17 protein-coding genes, 1 tRNA gene and 1 riboswitch are annotated in these 18450 nt (G+C 69.0%); of the genes, 6 read left to right on the top strand and 12 right to left on the bottom strand.

From position 1 onward, the window contains the following. Positions 1 to 66: 66 nt before the first annotated feature. Genes C9992_RS13250 through C9992_RS13240 form a run of 3 tightly spaced genes read right to left on the bottom strand, consistent with a single transcriptional unit; the run spans position 67 to position 3463 of the window. Positions 67 to 888 carry an LmeA family phospholipid-binding protein gene (locus tag C9992_RS13250; protein ID WP_106816092.1) on the bottom strand — a complete coding sequence of 274 codons (822 nt, stop codon included), beginning with the start codon at positions 886 to 888 and terminating at the stop codon, positions 67 to 69. 6 nt (positions 889 to 894) lie between these two features. Beyond that, complete coding sequence (argS, locus tag C9992_RS13245; protein WP_106816091.1) at positions 895 to 2562, bottom strand: arginine--tRNA ligase; 1668 nt, start codon at positions 2560 to 2562, stop codon at positions 895 to 897. Positions 2563 to 2620: 58 nt separating this feature from the next. Further along, on the bottom strand, positions 2621 to 3463 hold the full coding sequence (locus C9992_RS13240; RefSeq protein ID WP_106816090.1) for a transglutaminase-like domain-containing protein: 843 nt from the start codon (positions 3461 to 3463) through the stop codon (positions 2621 to 2623). A 159-nt stretch (positions 3464 to 3622) separates the two neighbouring features. Here C9992_RS13240 and C9992_RS13235 point away from each other — a divergent pair, with 159 nt between their 5' ends. Further along, a complete protein-coding gene (locus tag C9992_RS13235; protein ID WP_235008227.1) occupies positions 3623 to 4447 on the top strand; it encodes an SGNH/GDSL hydrolase family protein in 825 nt (274 codons plus the stop codon). Positions 4448 to 4472: 25 nt separating this feature from the next. Next, positions 4473 to 6107 (top strand): SulP family inorganic anion transporter, encoded by a 1635-nt coding sequence (locus tag C9992_RS13230; protein WP_106816088.1) that lies wholly within the window; start codon positions 4473 to 4475, stop codon positions 6105 to 6107. Between the two features lie 66 nt (positions 6108 to 6173). Here C9992_RS13230 and C9992_RS13225 read toward each other — a convergent pair whose 3' ends face one another. Both C9992_RS13225 and C9992_RS13220 read right to left on the bottom strand, forming a co-directional pair. Then, complete coding sequence (locus tag C9992_RS13225) at positions 6174 to 8516, bottom strand: arylsulfatase (protein ID WP_106816087.1); 2343 nt, start codon at positions 8514 to 8516, stop codon at positions 6174 to 6176. 214 nt (positions 8517 to 8730) lie between these two features. After that, a tRNA-Arg gene (locus C9992_RS13220) sits at positions 8731 to 8806 on the bottom strand. A gap of 202 nt (positions 8807 to 9008) precedes the next feature. Between C9992_RS13220 and C9992_RS18510 the strand changes: the two genes are divergently transcribed. The 4 genes from C9992_RS18510 (at position 9009) to C9992_RS13205 (ending at position 10640) form a co-directional block, all read left to right on the top strand. Then, positions 9009 to 9134 (top strand): hypothetical protein, encoded by a 126-nt coding sequence (locus C9992_RS18510; RefSeq protein ID WP_268807194.1) that lies wholly within the window; start codon positions 9009 to 9011, stop codon positions 9132 to 9134. Position 9135: 1 nt separating this feature from the next. Then, positions 9136 to 9810 carry a DUF6766 family protein gene (locus C9992_RS13215; protein WP_106816086.1) on the top strand — a complete coding sequence of 225 codons (675 nt, stop codon included), beginning with the start codon at positions 9136 to 9138 and terminating at the stop codon, positions 9808 to 9810. A gap of 161 nt (positions 9811 to 9971) precedes the next feature. Then, complete coding sequence (locus C9992_RS13210) at positions 9972 to 10310, top strand: DUF7882 family protein (RefSeq protein WP_106816085.1); 339 nt, start codon at positions 9972 to 9974, stop codon at positions 10308 to 10310. A gap of 69 nt (positions 10311 to 10379) precedes the next feature. Then, positions 10380 to 10640 carry a hypothetical protein gene (locus C9992_RS13205; RefSeq protein WP_106816084.1) on the top strand — a complete coding sequence of 87 codons (261 nt, stop codon included), beginning with the start codon at positions 10380 to 10382 and terminating at the stop codon, positions 10638 to 10640. A 53-nt stretch (positions 10641 to 10693) separates the two neighbouring features. On the opposite strand, the gene C9992_RS13200 is transcribed toward C9992_RS13205, so the two are convergent. From C9992_RS13200 to C9992_RS13170, 7 genes are all read right to left on the bottom strand, one after another. Beyond that, on the bottom strand, positions 10694 to 11674 hold the full coding sequence (locus C9992_RS13200) for a cation transporter (protein WP_200826338.1): 981 nt from the start codon (positions 11672 to 11674) through the stop codon (positions 10694 to 10696). Between the two features lie 5 nt (positions 11675 to 11679). Continuing rightward, positions 11680 to 12150: a transglycosylase SLT domain-containing protein gene (locus C9992_RS13195; RefSeq protein WP_106816082.1), complete on the bottom strand. Its 471-nt coding sequence runs from the start codon at positions 12148 to 12150 to the stop codon at positions 11680 to 11682. Between the two features lie 136 nt (positions 12151 to 12286). After that, positions 12287 to 13951 carry a SulP family inorganic anion transporter gene (locus tag C9992_RS13190; RefSeq protein WP_106816081.1) on the bottom strand — a complete coding sequence of 555 codons (1665 nt, stop codon included), beginning with the start codon at positions 13949 to 13951 and terminating at the stop codon, positions 12287 to 12289. A gap of 172 nt (positions 13952 to 14123) precedes the next feature. Next, positions 14124 to 15638 (bottom strand): M20/M25/M40 family metallo-hydrolase, encoded by a 1515-nt coding sequence (locus C9992_RS13185; RefSeq protein ID WP_106816080.1) that lies wholly within the window; start codon positions 15636 to 15638, stop codon positions 14124 to 14126. A gap of 150 nt (positions 15639 to 15788) precedes the next feature. Next, on the bottom strand, positions 15789 to 16109 hold the full coding sequence (locus tag C9992_RS13180; protein ID WP_106816079.1) for a DMT family transporter: 321 nt from the start codon (positions 16107 to 16109) through the stop codon (positions 15789 to 15791). 10 nt (positions 16110 to 16119) lie between these two features. Then, positions 16120 to 16190: riboswitch (guanidine-III (ykkC-III) riboswitch) on the bottom strand. Positions 16191 to 16250: 60 nt separating this feature from the next. Beyond that, positions 16251 to 17222 carry a CPBP family intramembrane glutamic endopeptidase gene (locus tag C9992_RS13175; RefSeq protein ID WP_106816078.1) on the bottom strand — a complete coding sequence of 324 codons (972 nt, stop codon included), beginning with the start codon at positions 17220 to 17222 and terminating at the stop codon, positions 16251 to 16253. An 11-nt stretch (positions 17223 to 17233) separates the two neighbouring features. Continuing rightward, entirely contained in the window at positions 17234 to 18448 is a 1215-nt protein-coding gene (locus tag C9992_RS13170) for an MFS transporter (protein ID WP_235008239.1), read from the bottom strand. Positions 18449 to 18450: the final 2 nt, after the last annotated feature.

The raw sequence follows: 18450 nt of genomic DNA, 5'->3' as shown, positions 1-18450 counted from the left end.
CCGGGCAGTGCTAGCAGTCTAGGGCACACCGCGCGAGAGCCCGGTGCCGTGTGACGTCGTGCGGCGTCAGGCACACGTGCCGCTCTGACGCAGCGACGGGTCCGTGGCGATGGCACCGTCCACTTCGAAGTCGGCGACGAGCCGGCCGCCGTCGACGGCGACGGCCGTCAGCGTCACTCCGGCCGGGATGTACTGCGCGACGCACACGTTCCAGTCCCTGAGCACCGCGTCGGCCAATCCCCCGAACTGGTCGCGCAGCGCGTCCGCCGTCACCGTCGCACCGCCGAGCTGGAAGGCGGAGGGCGTGAGCACGATGCCGCCGTCGGCGACGGCGGGGGCCAGCGCCACGCCCACGGGGATGCCGGCTCCGAAGAGCTGGAGGTCGAGCGTCATCGTGACGTCGGAGTCCTGGAGTCCGACCGTCTCTTCGGGGAACCCGTCCACGGAGGACAGCAGCGTGCGCAACTGCGATTCGTCGAGGGAGAGCGTGCCGTCCGCCCCGCTCATCCGTCCGGCGCCGGTGATCGCCACGTCGTGGGCGGTCACCGTCACATCGCCGGTGACACCCCCCAGCGTGACGTCGTCGGACGAGATCGTGAGATCGTCGATCGAGCCCCCGATGAGCTGCGGGATCAGCGCGCCGGGGATGTCGACGTCGATCGGCTGGTCCGCAGGAAGGGACAGCTGCGTGCGCACCTGCTCGCGGACGACGCCGGTCACCACCTGCCGCGCGATGGCCTCCGCCGCGAACCACGCGACGACCGCGAGTGCGGCCACGATCGCGAACGCGACGATCCAGGGCCAGACGCGCCGCCGTGGCGGCTCCGGCTCACCGGCGGGGAAGAGATCCGGGAGCGGCAGCGTGGGCTGCGCGTCGGCGCTGGTCATCGCGGGTCACATCCGTTCCGGCGCACTCACGCCCAGAAGGTCCAGGCCGTTGCGCAGCACCTGCCCGGTCGCGTCGTTGAGCCAGAGGCGGGTGCGGTGCACCGGCTCGACGGGCTCATCGCCGAGCGGAATGACCCGGCAGTTGTCGTACCACCGGTGATAGAGGCCGGCGAGCTCTTCGAGGTAGCGGGCGACGCGATGCGGCTCGCGGACCTCCGCGGCGAAGGCCACGATGCGCGGGAACTCCTGCAGCGCACCCAGCAGCGCGGACTCCGTCTCGTGCGTCAGCAGATCGGGGGCGAACTGCGAGCGGTCGACGCCGGAACCGTGGGCGTTGCGCGCGACGTTGTGGGTGCGCGCGTGCGCGTACTGCACGTAGAAGACGGGGTTGTCGTTCGTGCGCTTGCGGAGGATCTCGGGGTCGAGCGTCAACGGCGAGTCGGCCGGGTACCGCGCCAGCGAGTACCGCAGCGCGTCGGTGCCGAGCCAGTCCCGCAGGTCGTCCAGCTCGATGATGTTGCCCGCGCGCTTGGACAGACGCGCACCGTTGACCGACACGAGCTGGCCGATCAGCACCTCGATGTCCTTGTCGGGGTCGTCCCCGGCGGCGCCGGCGAGTGCCTTGAGCCGGTGCACGTAGCCGTGGTGGTCGGCTCCCAGCAGGTAGATCTTGTGCGCGAAACCGCGGTCGCCCTTGTTCAGGTAGTAGGCCGCGTCAGCCGCGAAGTACGTGTACTCCCCGTTGGACCGGCGGATGACCCGGTCTTTGTCATCGCCGAAGTCGGTGGTGCGCACCCACACGGCGCCGTCCTGCTCGAACACATGGCCCTGCTCGCGCAGTCGCTCGACCGCCTCGTCGACGAGGCTGGGGCCCCCGCCCTCGGGCTTGGCGTGGAGCGTGCGCTCGGAGAACCACACGTCGAAGTGGACGTTGAACTTCTCGAGGGAGGACTGCAGCTCGCCGAGCTGGAACTGGTACGCGAGCTCGGTGGCGACCGCCAGCTGCTCGGCCCGATCGAGCTCACGCACGTCGGCGCGGTGGGCGCTCACGCGGGAGGCCAGCTCCTGGATGTAGGAGCCGGCGTAGCCGTCCTCCGGGGTGGGTTCGCCGTTGATCGCCGCGACCACCGAGCGGCCGAACCGCTCCATCTGCGCACCGGCGTCGTTGATGTAGAACTCACGCACGAGCGTCGCGCCGCTGGCCAGCAGCAAGCGCGCCATGGAGTCGCCCAGAGCAGCCCACCGGGTGTGCCCGATGTGCATCGGCCCGGTCGGGTTCGCGCTCACGAACTCGAGGTTGATCGTGTTCCCGCGCTGCGAGTCGTTGGTGCCGAACGCGGCGCCGGCCTCGACGATGGTCTTCGCCAACGCGCCGGCGGCCGCGGCATCCAATCGGATGTTGATGAAGCCGGGGCCGGCGACCTCGACGTCGGCGATGCCGTCCACGGCGGCGAGGCCTCGCGCGATCTCGGTGGCGAACTCGCGCGGGGGCGCGCCCACGGCCTTGGCGAGCTTGAGCGCCGCGTTGGACGCCCAATCGCCGTGGTCACGGTTCTTCGGGCGCTCGAGGGGAAGATCGGCGGCCGTCAGCCCGTCGGCCGCGCCCGGTCGTCGCGCCTCCGCGAGCGGGGCGATGACGGCGAGCAGTGCGGCGGAGAGGGCTTCGGGATCCATAGGCGAACCAGTCTAGTTCGCGGGCAGCGGGCGGCCGTGGCCGCTCCTCCGAGGCCGCTCAGGAGATCTGCACGAGCGCGCCGAAGTCGTCGGCGGCGGGATCGGCTGCGGCCGGGGCGGCATCGAGTCCGTCCAGAGGGGGCGCCTCGGGCACCACGCACGCGTCGACGCGCAGACGTTCCAGCCCGACGTACCCGCCGTGGTAGCTGAGGAACGCGCAGTCCGCGGCATCCCGTCCCGTCGCGATGCGCACGAGGGACGCCCGGTGGGCCAGCCGGGTGGCGTCGATGACGTACCACGTGCCGTCGTGGTATGCCTCGGCGACGGCGTGGAAGTCCATCGGGCGCAGCCCCGGGGCGTAGCAGGCGGCGTACCGGGCCGGCATGTCCATAGCCCGCAGCAGCGCGATGACGACGTGCGCGTAGTCGCGGCACACGCCCCGCCCGGTCATCAGGGTCGTCACCGCGCTGTCGGTCCCCTGGCTGAGCCCCGGCGTGTAGGTCGTGCTGGAGGAGACGAACTGCGACACCGCCGCGATGAGGTCGTGGCCGGACAGGCCCTTGAACTGACGCCGCGCCTGCGCGAACACCTCGTCGGACTGCGCGTACCGGCTGGGCCGGAGGTAGGTGATGGCCTCCAGATCGCTGGTGCGAGAAGTCGTGGCGTGCCCGTCGACGGTCGCCTGATAGCGGACCTCGAGACGACCGGGCTCGCCGGTGAGCCGGTGGAGGCGGCTGCCCGCCTGGTCGACGATCTCGGTCGGCGTGTAGATGCGCTCACCCTGAGTGAACGTCAGTCTCTCGCTCGAGACCGGCACCCCGTGGGCGGCTGCGATCTGGAAGACGAGGTCGACGGATGCTCCCAGATCGAGGTCCATCTCAGCGGTCACGACGCGTTGCACCGCAGTATCCTCGCACGGCGTACGGGGCTCGAAACCCGGGCTTGACACCGGTGCTCAGCCGCCGTGAGTCGCGCATCGCAAGCTCAGGATCGGCCTCGCATTGGCCATGCTCTCCAGCGCGCGTACGGCGCTGGGCTGGAGATGACTTACCCTCTTCACATGCACGCGCCCGGCCGCTTCCGCGCACGGCGGTTCGGGCTCCCCCTGCTCGCCGCCGCCCTCGCTGTCGCCGCCGTGTGCGCGGTCGCCGTCCTGCGGCCGTGGGGCGCTACGGAACCGGTGGCCCCTGCCGCCGTCGCCGAGGGGTCGGTTCCGGCGCCGGCCGCTGCTGCGCCGGCCCCGCTGGTCGTGGCCGACGGGGCGCGCGTGCTGGTCTTCGGGGACTCGTGGGTGTACGGCTCCGCGGCCACGGTGCCCACCCTCGGCTTCGCCTATCTTCTCGCCGACCGGCTCGGCGTCGAGACGCTCGTCGACGGTGTCCGCGGCAGCGGCTACCTCAAGCCCGGCATCGACGGACCGTCGTACGGCGAGCGTATCGCCGCCCTCGATCCGGCGCTGGATCCCGACGTCATCCTCGTGGAGGGGTCGATCAACGATCGCCGCCTGTACCCCGACGGGTACCGGGATGCCGTGACCGCCGCTTGGGATGCACTCCAGGCCCGCTACCCCGACGCCGACATCGTGATCCTCGGCCCCGCGCCCCAGGTGCTTCCGGTCGAGGATGCGACACGCAGCATCGACGAGGACCTCAGCGACCTCGCCGCGGCCCGGGGATGGTGGTACATCTCCCCCATCGCCGAAGACTGGATCACCGAGGCGAACTACCTCGGCGTCATCGACACCGGGCCGATCGGGCGCGACCACCCCTCCACCGACGGCCACGCCTACCTGGCGGAGCGCGTTGCCGCGGCGATCGAGCGCATGGAGCGCCAGCCCGCCGTCGTCGCGGACGCCCCGCACGAGGGCGGCGCCGCCGTCCCCTGACCGGGCGGGCCGCTAGATTCGGCACATGACCACCGCTTCGCCGGCTCAGCGCCCGCGGTGGCTGCTGCCCACCTTCGCCGGGTACCGCCGCGAGTGGCTCGCCGCTGACATTGTGGGAGGCCTCTCGGCCGCCGCCGTGGTGGTGCCGCAGGCGATGGCGTACGCAACGATCGCGAACCTGCCTGTGCAGGTCGGGCTCTACACCTGCATCGTCCCGATGCTCGTCTACGCGCTCCTCGGCGGCAGCCGCGCGATGAGTGTCTCAACGACCTCCACGATCGCCACGCTTACCGCCACGACCCTCGTATCGAGCGGGGTCGCCGCGAACGCCGGGAGCGCCGACGACGCGCTCGGTTCGCTCATGATGCTGACGCTCCTCGTCGGGGCGATTCTGCTGCTGTGCCGCCTCTTCACACTGGGGGCTCTCGTCGAGAACATCAGCGGCGCGACGCTCCTCGGCATGAAGATCGGTGTCGGCGCGACCGTTGCCGTCGGGCAGCTGCCGAAGCTTCTCGGGGAGACCGACGACTTCTCGGGCCACGGCTTCATCCGCTCGCTCGTAGCTGTCGGCGAGGCGTTCGGCAGCGTCAACTGGCCCACCGTCGCGCTCTCGGCCGCGTCGATTGCGACACTGCTGGCGCTCAGGCGCTTCGCACCCAAAGTGCCGGGGACCCTCATCGTGGTCGTCGGTGGCATCCTCCTGGTGGCATTGTCCGGACTCACTGATGCCGGGGTCGATCTCATCGACCCGGTCCCGTCCGGACTCCCGGTGCCGGGTCTGCCGAACGTCGCGCACCTGGCGGCCCTCGTGCCCGGTGCCCTCGCCATTGCGGTCATGGCCTTCCTGGAGTCGGCCGCGGTGGCCCGCGGCATCCGTCGGACGTCCGAGCCGCAGATCGACAGCAACCAGGAGCTGTTCGCGACGGGTGCCGCGAACGTCGCGGGCGCGTTCTTCACGACCATGCCGGCCGCGGGCGGCTTCTCACAGAGCGCCGTCAACCAGAGCGCGGGCGCCAAGACGCAGCTCTCGACGCTCGTGACCGTCGCAGTCGCCGTGCTGGTCGCGCTTTTCCTCGGACCGGTGCTGAGCATGCTGCCGCAGGCCACGCTCGCCGCAATGGTGTTCGTCGCCGTCATCGGTCTCATCGATGTCACCGAGCTCGCGCGCTGGGCCCGCATCAGCCCGCGCGACTTCTGGGTCGCCGTCGCCGTCGCCGTGATCGGGCTCGTCGCGGGGCTGCTTCCGGCCGTGTTCCTCGGCGTCGTCGTGACCCTCATCATGGTGCTGCACGAGCTGAACATCCCGAAGCTTCAGATCGAGGACCGGGACGGCGCCGCGATCGCGATCCACCTGCTGCGCGCCATGTACACCGCGAACGCGCTCGAGAACGAACAGGCGATCCTGCGGCTCGCGAGGGATGAGAAGGTCACCGCCGTCGTGCTCGATCTCGAGCGCCAGGACCTCATCACGATCACGGTGCTCGACACGCTCACCGACCTCGAGCGCGAACTCGGCGAGCTCGGAGTGGTCCTGCGCATCGCCGCGCTGCCCGAGTCCGCGGCAGCCGTCGCGCGGAAGACACCCTGGTACCAGGACCTCGAGGCCAGAGGCCGCGTGCACGAGTCCGTTCAGGAGGGGCTGGACGCGGCGTCCCACTGACCCCTCGAACACCTTCGGCCGACGAGAGGGCGGACGTGCGCAGCATCCGTCCTCTCGTTCGTCCGGTCAGTCGCGTGCGTACGCCGCCGCGAGGTGGGCTTCGAGGTCGATGTATGTGTCGCCGGCGATATCGAACACCACCTTCGCGATCTGACCGCCGACGAAGTCGAAACCGTAGCCGTACAACGACGAAACCGGGTCGGCGCTGTCGCGGCCGATCGTGAGACCCTCGCCGCACAGCGAGAAATGGCCGAGCACGGTCCGGATGTGCTTCTCGCCGACCTGCTGGTCGTCGATATAGAGCCTCACGGGGCCGGTCGGCTCCCGGTAGTCGCCCGTCCCCTCCTTTGTGAACTCGACCCCGATGATGTGCTTGCCCGACGTCGGTACCGGAGCCGACACGCGGTCCTCTGGGGGGATGCCGAGGAAGTTGTAGACGTAGTGCACCTGGCCGTCCTTCACCACGAGCGCGTGGCCGCCGAACCGGGACCCATGCGCGAAGATCACCCCCTCGGTCTCGGGCGTGAACTCGATCTCGGCCGCGATCTTGTACGACCCGCCGTGGACGTTCGCGGCTGATCGCTCGGGGATCTCGCTCGTCCCCGGGTAGTACACGAACTGGCCGGACGGCGGCGAGGGCTGGTGGAACTCCATGTTGACGAAGGTCTCGAAGTCCTTCGGATTGCCGATGACCTGCAGGTCGTTCAGCGGCAGCACGAGGTTGGCCTTGGCCTCTTCCAGCCACAGAGCCTTGAGCTCCTCCAGCTTGTCCGGATACTCGGCGGCGAGGTTATGCGCCTCCGCCCGGTCGACGTCTGTGTGATAGAGCTCCCACTCATCGGCGGAGAAGTCGCCCTTGCCGCTGACCGGTCCGTGCACGGTGACGGCCTTCCAGCCCTCGTGCCAGATTCCCCGCTGGCCGAACATCTCGTAGTACTGCGTCTTCTTGTTCGTCGGCCCGTCAGGTGCCTGCGTGAACGACGGCACCATCGAAACGCCCGACAGAGGCGTTTGCGGGACGCCGTGGTAAGTGTCAGGGAATGCCACGCCGCAGGCTTCGAGGATCGTCGGGACGATGTCGACGGAGTGGTGGTACTGGTGACGGATCTCCCCCTTGGCCGCGAAGCCGGCCGGCCAATGGATCACGAGCGGATCGGCCACGCCGCCCTGGTAGGTGTACCGCTTGAACATCTTGTATGGCGTCGAGAAGGCTGCCGCCCATCCGGTGGGATAGTGGTTGTAGGTGTCGGGCGAGCCCAACCTGTCGACCATCGACAGGTTCTGCTGCTCGTCGTCGGGGTAGCCGCCGAAGATCTTGCCTTCATTGACCGACCCGTAAGGGCTCCCCTCCCCCGAGGCGCCATTGTCGGCGCAGTAGATGACGAGCGTGTTGTCGAGCTGGCCCGATTCCTCGAGGTAGTCGATGATACGGCCGACCTGCGCATCGGTGTACTCGCTGAAGCCGGCGTACACCTCCGCCATGCGCGAGAACATCGCCTTCTCCTCGTCGCGGAGTGTGTCCCATCGCAGCACCTCGTCGGTCTGCGAGAAGGTGCCCGCCGGCATCGGGTTCAGCGGCGTGAGCGTCGTGTCCTCGGGGACGATGCCCTTCTTCTTCATGCGCTCGAGCACCCATTCCCGGTACGCCTCGTAGCCGTCGTCGAACTTGCCCTTGTACTTGTCGATGTACTCCTGCGGGGCGTGGTGTGGAGCATGATTGGCGCCCGGGCAGAACCACAGGTACCAGGGCTTGTCAGGATCGGTCTGCTTGACGTCGCGGATCATCTTGAGCGCCTGATCTGCGAGGTCTTTCGACAGGTGGTAGCCCTGCTCCGGGAGGTACGGCTGGTCGATGTAGTGGTTGTCCTCGGCGAGCGACGGAAACCAGTTGTTCGTCTCGCCGCCGATGAAGCCGTAGAACCGGTCGTACCCCTGCGCCAGGGGCCAGTGCTTCTTGCTGGCGCCGGCGGTCCATTCGTCAATCGGCACGTTGTGGTTCTTGCCTACCCAGAACGTCGACCACCCGGCGTCGCGGAGCAGGTGCGCCATCGTGACGTTCGAATCAGGAATGTGCGAGTTGTACCCGGGGAAGCCGGTCGACGACTCGGAGATGGTGGCGAAGCCGTTGAGGTGGTGGTTCCGGCCGGTGAGGAAGGTGGAGCGTGTGGGAGAGCACAGCGCGGTCGTGTGCCACTGTGAGTAGGTCAGGCCGTTCTCGGCCAGGCGGTCCATCGTGGGCATGTTTATCCGCCCGCCGTAGGGTGACCAGGCGGCGATGCCGGTGTCGTCGTACAGCACGACCAGCACGTTCGGTGCCTCCTTCGGCGCCTTGGTCGGCAGGAATGCGTCCCAATCGGCGACGGAGTCGCGGACGTCGAGTTCGATCTTTCCCTGGAAATCGCGAGGCACGGGGTTTCCCTTCTTCACAGACGTCACAACCGCAAGGGAACCAGCTCGGCCCCTGTTCGCACACTATTGGGACAGCCCGTCCCAGGGAAGGGACAATCACAAACGCCGCGAGAGTCTGGCCGGCTCCTTCAGCTGTTTCACCTCGGATCCCGTGCGCACGGTCGACGGAAAAGGGGCCGCGAGGGCTGAATGCCCCGCGACCCCTTGTCTCGACTGGCGCCCCCGACAGGAATCGAACCTGCGACCTTTGGTACCGGAAACCAACGCTCTATCCCCTGAGCTACGGAGGCGTGCCGATCGAGGTTACCATCCCAGGCCGGGTGCGCCTGCCACGGCGGCGGCCCGGAGCATCGATCCGCGGGCACGCGCATGGTGCGCACGGCCGGCGCGCATAGGGATCAGTCGCTGCGGTGTCAAGGCCGTTCTTGCCGTGGCGGAGGAGTTCCAGGATGGGCTCGGCGGATCCTCGACCTCCGCTGGAAGAAGGGCGTCATGGCGGATTTCACTCCCGAAGAGGAAGGACCTCGCCGCGGTGAGGTCGTGATGTTCTGGTCCTGGATCGCGGTGCTGGGGCTAGGCCTGGCATACATGATCGCGATTCCGCTGGCGGGGCAGTGAAATGCGCACCATCAGGGACAACGCCCTCAGCCTCGCGTTCGGCGCGATCTTCATCCTCGCCCTGGCGGGCCAGTCCATCGCCGGATGGCTGGAGAACAACGAGCGCCTTCAGGAGCACGGCTTGCCGCCCGAGGCCTACGGCGCGTTCCTCACCTCGTCGGACTTCGTGGTGGATGTCGCCGAGAACTGGCAGTCCGAGTTCCTCCAGTTCTTCCTGTTCATCGCCGCCACGATCTGGCTGGTCCAGCGAGGCTCACCCGAATCCAAGAAGCCGGGTGACGAGGGTCTCGACAGCGACAAGGCGCAGCTGGTGGGCGAATACGCGCGGCCGGACTCGCCGCCGTGGGCTCGAGCGCGCGGCATCCGCCTCGCCGTCTACTCCAACTCGCTGCTGCTGGTCATGGGCGCGGTGTTCCTGCTGTCCTGGTTCGCGCAGTCGCTGGCCGGCACGGTCGTGATGAACACCGAGAACGCCGAGCACGGACAGCCGCCGATCACCTGGCTCGAGTACCTCGGCACTCCCGATTTCTGGAACCGGACGCTGCAGAACTGGCAGTCGGAGTTCCTCGCGGTCGGCTCGATGATCGCCTTGTCGATCTTCCTGCGCCAGCGCGGTTCCAGCGAGTCCAAGCCGGTCGGAGCGCCGCATCATCAGTCGTCCGTCTCCAGCGAGTGAGACACGCGCCGCGCGCGCGTCGCATCCGGCTCGGAAACCTGTCAACCCCTGTTGGGATGGCCCGGGCAGGAGGATCATCGAGGGTGGAGCTGATCGGCGTTTCTCCTCTTGCGCGCCCCCCGCGCTCGACTTCGCCGGCAGCGCCGGTTCGGAGGCCCACTATGGGGAAGCTGATCTATGAGGGGACCGTCAAGGTCGACTTCGATGACAGGACTCTCGCCCATCTGCAATTGGTGATCGGCACCAAGCTGCGCCGGAACGAGCCGTTCCACTTCACCTGGCGCGACGATGCCAGCATCGGCGACGGCCGCACCACCATCTGGCTCCACCCGCGCTGCGCGCTGGTGTACAAGTTCTACGGCAGCAGGAAGCCGCAGTTGAACCCCGCGTGGATCGACGCGCTCGCTTACACCGCCAACTCCCCCGCGGGGCTGTACCTCGTACCCGAACCGGCGATGCCGTCCACGGCGGACACAGCCGACCACGACATGGTCGGCTGACCGCTTGTCAAGGCCCTCGCCGCGCAGCGGCACCGGGGGCTGTGATCGACCGACGGAGCGGAGCGGACGATGATGCGGATCGACATCTACTACGGCGGTGACCACTACAGCGTCGGCGGGCGACAGCTCGATGATCTCAAGCGAGAGATCGAGTCGGGTCTGGACAGCGGCTCCCACTGGCTGGAGGTCAACGACGGCGAGGGCATGATGCGTGTCGCGCATCTGCTGCTGACGCCGGGAGTGCCGTTGGCGATCGTGCCGATCCCGCACGAGAACGGCGTGGAACCGGACGCCGTGTGGACCGACGGCGGCCCGCCGGTCGCCGGCTGACGCCCCCTACTCGCCGGCAACGGCGACGAGCCCGCCGAACAGCCGGACAGCCGTCACGCGTCCCGGTGCGACTGCTGCGGCTTGGCGGGCATCGCCTCTTCGGGGAGCGCGCGTGTCGCGATGACCACGACGTCCTGCACCTTCCAGTCCAAGGCTGCGACGGTCTCGCGCACGGTCTCGATGTCGTCGATGCCGATCTCGCCCTGGCGCGGCACCACGAAGACCTCGACGTGGAAGACCTGACCCATGTCGCGCATTCGCACGGCGGCCTCGCGCACCCACGGGAACTCTTCGACCCGGTGGGCGATCCGGGCGATCAGGGGGTGAGGACGCGCGTCGTCTTCGGTACGGGCGCGCTGATCGATGAGGTCGAGGATCGCGGCCCGCGAGTTGCGCCAGCCGTCCCAGACGATGCCGATGGAGATGAACAGCGCGGCCGCGCCGTCGAGCCACCACAGCCCGACGCCGACGCCCAGCACGCCGACGATGGAGGCGACCGTGGAGGTCCAATCCGCCTTGGCCATGTCGGCATCCGCGTAGAGCACCTTGTTGTGCAGGCGCGGCGCGAGCTTCGCCTTCGCATGGCCGTAAAAGAACGGCCCGATCACGATCACCGTCATCACCGCGACCATGAGCCAGCCGAGCCAGATGGTGTGTCCGAACAGCTGCACCGTGCCGATCGAGGGGTGCTCGCCTGCCACCAGACCGCTGATCGCTTCGAAGGCGAGGTTGCCGCCGACCGCGAGCAGGGCGACCCCGGCGACGAGATGTCCCACCCCCATCACGCGGTGCAGTCCGAACGGGAAGGCGCGGGTCGGCGGCTTGCGGATGAACAGGAGAGCCACGAGGAAGGAGATCTGCGGGATGAGGGAGAGCATGTCCTCGATCCACGCCGTCTTCATCGCCTGGGACCCCCCGACTACGAGCGCGATGACGAAGATCGTCACGGCCGTGTAGCCGATGGTGAACCACTCCCATCGGATGGCGCTGCGCAGCGCCTGCTGCTGCGCAGCGGGCAGGTCGGTGCGTCCCATCGACTTCACTTCGACAGCTCCTTGTCGAGGTAGGTCTCCAGCGCCGCCTGCATGGCGTTCTCGCCCAGCGGCAGCAGGATCACGACGGGGCCATGCGCACCGGGGATCGAATCGTATGCGCGCGTGACGGCGACGCGGTCAGACCAGGGCGTCGCCTCTGTCATGCCGCCGATGGCGAGGTCCAGGTCGCCGTTCTCCAGCTCGTCGACGAGGTCCTCCTCGCTTCCCACCGTCCACGTCACGCGCGCGTCCACGGAATCGGCGAAACCCTCCACGAGTTCGGCGAGCGGTCCGCCGACGTCGGTCCCGTCGACGGTCACGAGGCTGCCCGATGCCGATGCACCGGCGCGCAGCTCGCCGTCGCGCACGCGTTCGAGAGTGCCCTGCGGATCGCTCGGGATCGTGAGGCCGCAGCCGCTCACGCACAGGGCGATCACCAGCAGGGGCACGCTCCATGCGCGTCGCCACCGGTTCATGCCTCCAGTTTCATATGTCGCGACGCCGGTCGGGAGCGCCTTGACCTGCCCATACGCGCCTGCTAGCCGCGTGGCCCGCGTGACGATCGCTGATAGCGCTCGCCCGGACGAAGCGGCTCGTGGACGGGCCCCGGTTTCACACCGGGGCCTGCGGGGGCTCCGGCGGAGGCGCGAGCGCGTCGAGGGCTGCCCGGTTCGTGGCGAAGACCGGCTGATCGTCCAGCAGACCGAGCCGCACCAGCCGAGCCCGGGTCTCGGGACGGACGCGGCTGTAGGCGAGGGCCACATCGTGGTCCTGAAGCCACGTCTGCAGCGTCTTGAGCGCCTCGCCTCCGGTCACGTCGATGTCGGTGACAGCCTCCATGTCGATCACCACGTGGCGCACCGGCTCGTGAGCCGTTGTGACGGCGCGTGTGACGGCGGCGGTGAACACCGAGCCGTTGGCGAAGAACAGCGGAGCGGCAAGGCGCACCACCAGAAGCCCTGGGGCCGTGGAGTCACCCGCCGGCGCATCGTCGACGAGGGATCGCTGCGTCTCATCGTCGTCGGCCAGGATGTCGATCGCCGGCTTGGCCGCCCGTTTGGCGAGGTTGACGAGGGCCAGGACGAAGGCGACCACGATGCCGGGGATGGCGCCCACCAGCAGCGTCACCAGGAAGCACACCGCCCCGACGGCGAATTCGAACCGGTCCTGACGCCACAGCTCACGGAACTCGCCGATGCCCAGGAGCGGGAGGATGGCCACCGCGACCACGGCGCCGATCGCCGGGGAGGGGATGTCGGCGAGCAGCGCCGTGCCGAACAGCAGCAGGAGGAGCGTGCCCGCGGCCAGGACGATCGAGGGCAGCTGCGTCCGGGACCCGGATTGATCCATCGCGGCGGTGCGCGACGTCGACGAACCCATCGCGAAGCTTCCCTGCGCACCCGCCGCGATGTTGCCGAGGCCGAACGCCAGAAGATCGCGGTTCGCGCGGAACGGGTAGCCGCGTCGTTCGGAGTAGGAGCGCGACACCAGGAGTCCCTCAGCGGTCGTCACGAGCGTGAGCGCAACGGCAGAGGGCACCAACGCGAGCCACATCCTCCAGTCGATCACCGGCCAGGTGAACGAGGGAGCCCCGGCCGGCACCTCGCCGAGCACCGCGATGCCCTTGTCGTCGAGGTCGGCTGCGACCACCGCGACGGTCGACAGCACGAGCACCACCAGCGCCCACGGGACTCTCGGGAGGAAGGCGCGGCCCAGCAGAAGCACCGCCACCGAGACCGCGGCCACGAGCAGCGACCAGGCGTTGAACGTGCTCATCCCTGAGATGAGATCGGACACCTTGTCGGCGAACTCGCCGCCGGAGTCGATCTTCACGCCGAGCATCTTGGCGATCTGGCTCACCATGATGTCGAGAGCCAATCCCCCGACGAAGCCGACCAGGATCGGCTTGGACAGGAAGTTCGCGAGGAACCCGAGCTTGAACACCGACATGAGGACGAACAGGATGCCGCTGATGATGGCCTGCGCCAGCGCGAGGGCCGCGTAGTCGGCGCTTCCCGCAACCGCCAACCCGCCAACCGACGACGCCACCAGCGCGGCCGCGGCGGCATCCGGCGAGGCCACGACCTGACGCGAGGACACGACGAGCGCGTAGACGACGGTGGGCACGATGAGCGCGTACAGCCCGGCCGTCGGAGGCAGGCCGGCGATCTGCGCGTACCCGATGTTGAGCGGGATCGCGATGGCCAGCAGCGTGACGCCGGCCGTCAGCTCGGTGATGAGGTTGCTTCGGGTCAGTCCGGCGAGGGGTCGCTGCATTCCGGCTCCTGGGGTGCTGACGCGTGCGCCCGTCCGTGCAGGCGACAACTTCCACCCTGGCACGAGCGCACCCTGGCGCGCAGTGCTTTCTCACCGTGCCGGCGCTGACCGCCCCGCACGGCCGGCGCCCCCGGCCCAGACGACCGGGGGCGCCGAACTCGCGGAGGCCCTCCTACTCGGCGAAGCGGTCCTTCATGGCGTCCGTGCTCTTCCCGGCACCGTGGGACTTGCCCGGCGAGCGCACGCCGTTGACCGCGGAGGTGTCGAAGGCGAACGTCACGACCGCGGCAGCCACGGCATCCGCGTTGACGTCCAGGGCGTGGGCGTCGAGGTTGTCGATGTCGTCGCACGCCTGGTGGTAGCAAGGGTCGAACGGGATTCCCGCGGTCCCGCCGTACACGGCAGCCTGCTCGGCGCTCTTGAGCTCTTCGGCTCCGGTGAACAGGCCCCCCGCGGGGATGCCGACGGCGATGAACGGGCCGTAATCGCTGCGTCCGGAGAAGTCGGTGTCCTCGAACGGCTCCCCGATGGAGGTGTAGTACTGCTCGAACACGTCCTCGATCTGCGCCGACCCCTCGGGGATGAACCCTTCCTCCGCTGTTCCACTGGAGTTGTCGCCGTCGTAGATGCCCTGGAAGTAGTTGGGCGAGCCGATCATGTCGAAGTTGAGGTACAGCGCGATGTCGGCGGCGTCGTCCTCCGAGAGCTCCGCGACGTAGTGCTCAGACCCGAGCAGCCCCTCCTCCTCGGCTCCCCACCACGCGAAGCGGACCGTGTTGTTCGGCTTGACCTTCTTCATCTGGATCGCCGTCTCCAGCAGCGCCGCGCTTCCGGAACCGTTGTCGTTGATACCGGGCCCGTCCTGCACGCTGTCCAGGTGCGCGCCGGCCATCACCGTGTTGGCGTCGTTGCCCGCGGCGGTCTCAGCCAGGACGTTGTACGCCACACGCGTCTCGGCGTCGTAGTCCACAGTGACCGTCACCGTCGCACCGGGGGTGGCGGCGAGATCCAGGCCGACGGAGTTCTTCGTGAACACGGCAGGGATCGTCAGCCCTGGCGCTTCTCCGATCATGTTGACCAGGCTCTCGTCGCCGGCATTGTTCATGATGATGACCGCGGCGGCGCCTGCGGCCTGGGCATTGACCGCCTTCACGGCGAAGCCGCAGCCGCCGCGCTGGATCAGGGCGACGTTGCCCTGGGGGAATCCGGCGAAGTCGGTGGCTTCGCAGCCGCTGGTGTTGTTCGCAGACGGCAGGTCGACGAGCGTCAGCGTCCCGGTCGCGGTGCCTTCGGGGCTGCCCGTGTCGAAGCGGTTGCGCAGGAAGTCGTCGCCGTCGATGTACGACGTCGGATTCGGCGAGACGCGCTGCAGCACGTTGTTCTCGTCGAAGTAGTCGAATTCGAACTGCTGCACCTCGGGCGTGTAACCGGCCGCGGTCAGCTGCTGAACCACGTAATCCACGGATGCCTCGTACCCTGGCCGGCCCGCCGCACGGTCGCCGTACTCGTCGGCGATCGACTGGAGCGCCTCGAGGTGGCTCATGACGCCTTCGAGCGTCACGGCCTTCGTGATCTTCTTCACCGAGTTGTTGTTCGGTGCCGCGTACGCGGGGGTTGCCAGTGCGACTGTGGCGGTCAGGGTCGCCGCGGTGGCGATGGCCCAGGTGCGCCTGTTCCTGCTCGGCATGATCGTGCCTTTCCGCCGACGACCCCGTTGGCGCCGGCTGCCTGCCCGGATGCTCCCACATCATCTCCGCGCACTTCCAGGGTCGGGCCGGGGATTTCATCGAGGCCTCATGTGAAGACGGGGACGGATGCCGCGGCATCCGTCCCCATCTCACTCGTGTCCCACGAGCTTCAGGCCGACGACGCAGCCGACCAGTCCCAGGATCAACAGCAGGCGCACGACCGAGAACGGCTCGGCGCCGGTGATCATCGCGTACGCGACGGTGAGCGCCGCGCCGATGCCGACCCAGACCGCGTATGCGGTGCCGGTGGAGATGTCGCGCATCGCCCACGCGAGCCCGCCCATGCTGGCCACCAGCGCGACACCGAAGACCACGCTCGGCCAGAGCTTCGTGAAGCCCTCGGACTTGCCCAGGGCGGTGGCCCACACGGCTTCGAGAACGCCCGAGAGGATGAGGATGACCCACGACATGACTGTGCCCCCTGGCCAGTCTTGTCGCACACCGGGTACTGAACCGTCGTCCGGGGATCCGGTCGGGGATCCGGACTCCACCGTATCCGACCCACCTGCTCATCCCCTGTGCAGGCGGGGGCCCGTTCGCACGCCGCCTCGTCACACGAGGAACAGCCCGTCCAGCATCCCGGGATTGTGCGCGTGCACGAGCACGAGGAACACGACCGCGTCGAAGAGCAGGTGCACGGTCACCACGTAGGCGAGGGACCTCGTCTTCATGAAGATGAAGCCCTGGAGCAGCGCGAAGGGGATCGTGAGCACCGGTCCCCACGCCTGATAGCCGAGCTCCCACAGGAACGACACGAACACGATCGCCTGCAGCACGTTCGCCTGCCAGAACCCGAAATGCCGTCGTAGCAGTGCGAAGCAGGTGCAGATGAAGAAGAGCTCGTCCCAGAGGCCCACGGCGCCCACCCCGACGAACAGGCGCGCGATGAGCTCGGGAGTGTCGACGACGGGCCAGTTGAGGTACACGCCGGAGGTGATGAAGTAGAACGGCAGGATCAGCCAGCCGAGGGCCAGGACCGCGACCAGCCAGAGCCACTGGAAGCGCGTCCACCGGCCGCCGCCGCGCCAGGGGAAGCGGATTGCGCGATCCCGGTACAGCCAGCGCGAGAGCGCGTACGGCACGGCCACCGCCCCGCCGAGGGCGAGCGCGAAGCGGAGCATCGCCGCGTTGTCGAGCTCCGCCTTCAGCGGGATCGCGCTGACGATGAGCAGCCCGACGGCGATGAGCGACAGGTCCCGCATGAGCGATGGCGCCCGGCGAGCCTCTGCGCCCGAGCCCGCCTGGCGAGCCTCTGCGCCCGAGCCCGCGCGATGAGCGTCTGCGCCGGAGGCAGCGCTGGGCGGGCGCCGCTTCCCGTCCCTGGGCCGTGCCGGCCGCACGCCCCCGGCGCGCTCGGCGGCCAGCGCCAGGGCGATCCCTGCCGCCAGCAGCAGCCAGCCCACCCACGGCACACGGACGACGAAGAACGCGGGGGCTGCCAGACAGACCAGCAGCGCGGGAGCCAGTCGCCAGGACCAGGACGGGCCGGCGTGGACGGGTGCGGCGTCGGGGTGGGCGGGCATCGTGCTCCGGGTCAGTGGTCGAGCGGATGGGCGAGCTCGTCCTTCGGCATGCGGGCCACGAGGTAGGCCACGGCGCCGAGGAACAGCGGGATGACCCCGGCGGCGACGAAGATCGCTTCGATCGGCACCACCTCGGCCAGAGGGCCGGCCAGCGCCATCGACAGGGGCATGAGCGCGAGCGAGACGAAGAAGTCGAGGCTCGAGATGCGCCCCAGCATGTGCCGCGGCACGCGGCGCTGCAGCAGGGTGCCCCAGATGACGTTGCCGTAGCTGAAGCCGAACCCGACGAGGAACAGACATCCGGCCATCAGCCAGTACTCGTGCGTGATGCCCACGATCGCGAACGGGAGCGTGCTCACGCCCCACACGCCCATCATGACCGTGAGGTACCGGCGGGGCAGCTTCATCGACGACACCACGATCGAGCCGAGCACGCCGCCGATCCCGTAGATGGCGAGCAGATAGCCGAACAGTCGCGGGTCCTCGCCCACGCGATCGCGGGTGATGAAGGGCAGCAGCACCTCTTCGGGCCCCACGAACACGAGCACCCACCCGGTCGCGAACAGCAGTGTCCACAGCAGCCAGGACGTGCGGACAGTGAACGCCACGGCCTCCCTCAAGTCGTGGAGCACGCCTCGTACTCCCTCGGGCGCCTCGCGCTCCTCCCCCGCGGCCGCCGGCGGCTCGGGCCGGACGAGCATCAGCAGCCCGAAGGCGAGGGCGTGCGCCGCCACGACGCCCCACGCGGCGTGCGCCGGCGCGAGCACCGCCGCGACGATGATGCCCGCGGCGGCGGGTCCGGCGGCCTGCTGCAGCGCCGGGCGGATCGCCCCCTCGAGCCCGTTCGCGGCAAGCAGCTGCGCCGGCGGCAGGATGCGCGGGAGGATCGCGCTGTAGGCGGGGAAGAAGAACCCGGCGCCCGCGCCCATCACGAGCGCGACGATCACCAGGTGCGGCACGGTCACGGCCCCGATCGTGCCCGCGACGGCGACGGAGGTGATCGCGAGGAGGTTCAGCAGCTCCACCACGCGCAGCACGAGGCGTCGCGGGATGCGGTCGGCGGCGATCCCGCCGGGGATCGCGCAGACCAGCAGGCCGACCGCGTTCGCGGCCGCGACGACCGACAGCTCGACCGGTCCGCCGCCGGCTCCGATCACGGTGTAGACCATGACGACGGCCCACATGCCCGCGCCGAAGATCGACAGCACGACGGCACCGAAGAGCATGC

The sequence above is a fragment of the Microbacterium timonense genome (assembly GCF_900292075.1).
In the GTDB taxonomy this organism is placed as follows: domain Bacteria; phylum Actinomycetota; class Actinomycetes; order Actinomycetales; family Microbacteriaceae; genus Microbacterium; species Microbacterium timonense.
Note: the sequence above shows the minus strand (reverse complement) of the source record. Positions and strands in the feature narration are given on the sequence as shown.

What these genes read in the sequence shown, in the direction of transcription:
- C9992_RS13250 (WP_106816092.1), bottom strand. Translation starts at nt 888, where the DNA reads ATGACCAGCGCCGACGCGCAGCCCACGCTGCCGCTCCCGGATCTCTTC.
- argS (WP_106816091.1), bottom strand. Translation starts at nt 2,562, where the DNA reads ATGGATCCCGAAGCCCTCTCCGCCGCACTGCTCGCCGTCATCGCCCCG.
- C9992_RS13180 (WP_106816079.1), bottom strand. Translation starts at nt 16,109, where the DNA reads ATGTCGTGGGTCATCCTCATCCTCTCGGGCGTTCTCGAAGCCGTGTGG.
- C9992_RS13185 (WP_106816080.1), bottom strand. Translation starts at nt 15,638, where the DNA reads ATGCCGAGCAGGAACAGGCGCACCTGGGCCATCGCCACCGCGGCGACC.
- C9992_RS13200 (WP_200826338.1), bottom strand. Translation starts at nt 11,674, where the DNA reads ATGGGACGCACCGACCTGCCCGCTGCGCAGCAGCAGGCGCTGCGCAGC.
- C9992_RS13215 (WP_106816086.1), top strand. Translation starts at nt 9,136, where the DNA reads ATGCGCACCATCAGGGACAACGCCCTCAGCCTCGCGTTCGGCGCGATC.
- C9992_RS18510 (WP_268807194.1), top strand. Translation starts at nt 9,009, where the DNA reads ATGGCGGATTTCACTCCCGAAGAGGAAGGACCTCGCCGCGGTGAGGTC.
- C9992_RS13175 (WP_106816078.1), bottom strand. Translation starts at nt 17,222, where the DNA reads ATGCCCGCCCACCCCGACGCCGCACCCGTCCACGCCGGCCCGTCCTGG.
- C9992_RS13190 (WP_106816081.1), bottom strand. Translation starts at nt 13,951, where the DNA reads ATGCAGCGACCCCTCGCCGGACTGACCCGAAGCAACCTCATCACCGAG.
- C9992_RS13170 (WP_235008239.1), bottom strand. Translation starts at nt 18,448, where the DNA reads ATGCTCTTCGGTGCCGTCGTGCTGTCGATCTTCGGCGCGGGCATGTGG.
- C9992_RS13235 (WP_235008227.1), top strand. Translation starts at nt 3,623, where the DNA reads ATGCACGCGCCCGGCCGCTTCCGCGCACGGCGGTTCGGGCTCCCCCTG.
- C9992_RS13210 (WP_106816085.1), top strand. Translation starts at nt 9,972, where the DNA reads ATGGGGAAGCTGATCTATGAGGGGACCGTCAAGGTCGACTTCGATGAC.
- C9992_RS13195 (WP_106816082.1), bottom strand. Translation starts at nt 12,150, where the DNA reads ATGAACCGGTGGCGACGCGCATGGAGCGTGCCCCTGCTGGTGATCGCC.
- C9992_RS13205 (WP_106816084.1), top strand. Translation starts at nt 10,380, where the DNA reads ATGATGCGGATCGACATCTACTACGGCGGTGACCACTACAGCGTCGGC.
- C9992_RS13230 (WP_106816088.1), top strand. Translation starts at nt 4,473, where the DNA reads ATGACCACCGCTTCGCCGGCTCAGCGCCCGCGGTGGCTGCTGCCCACC.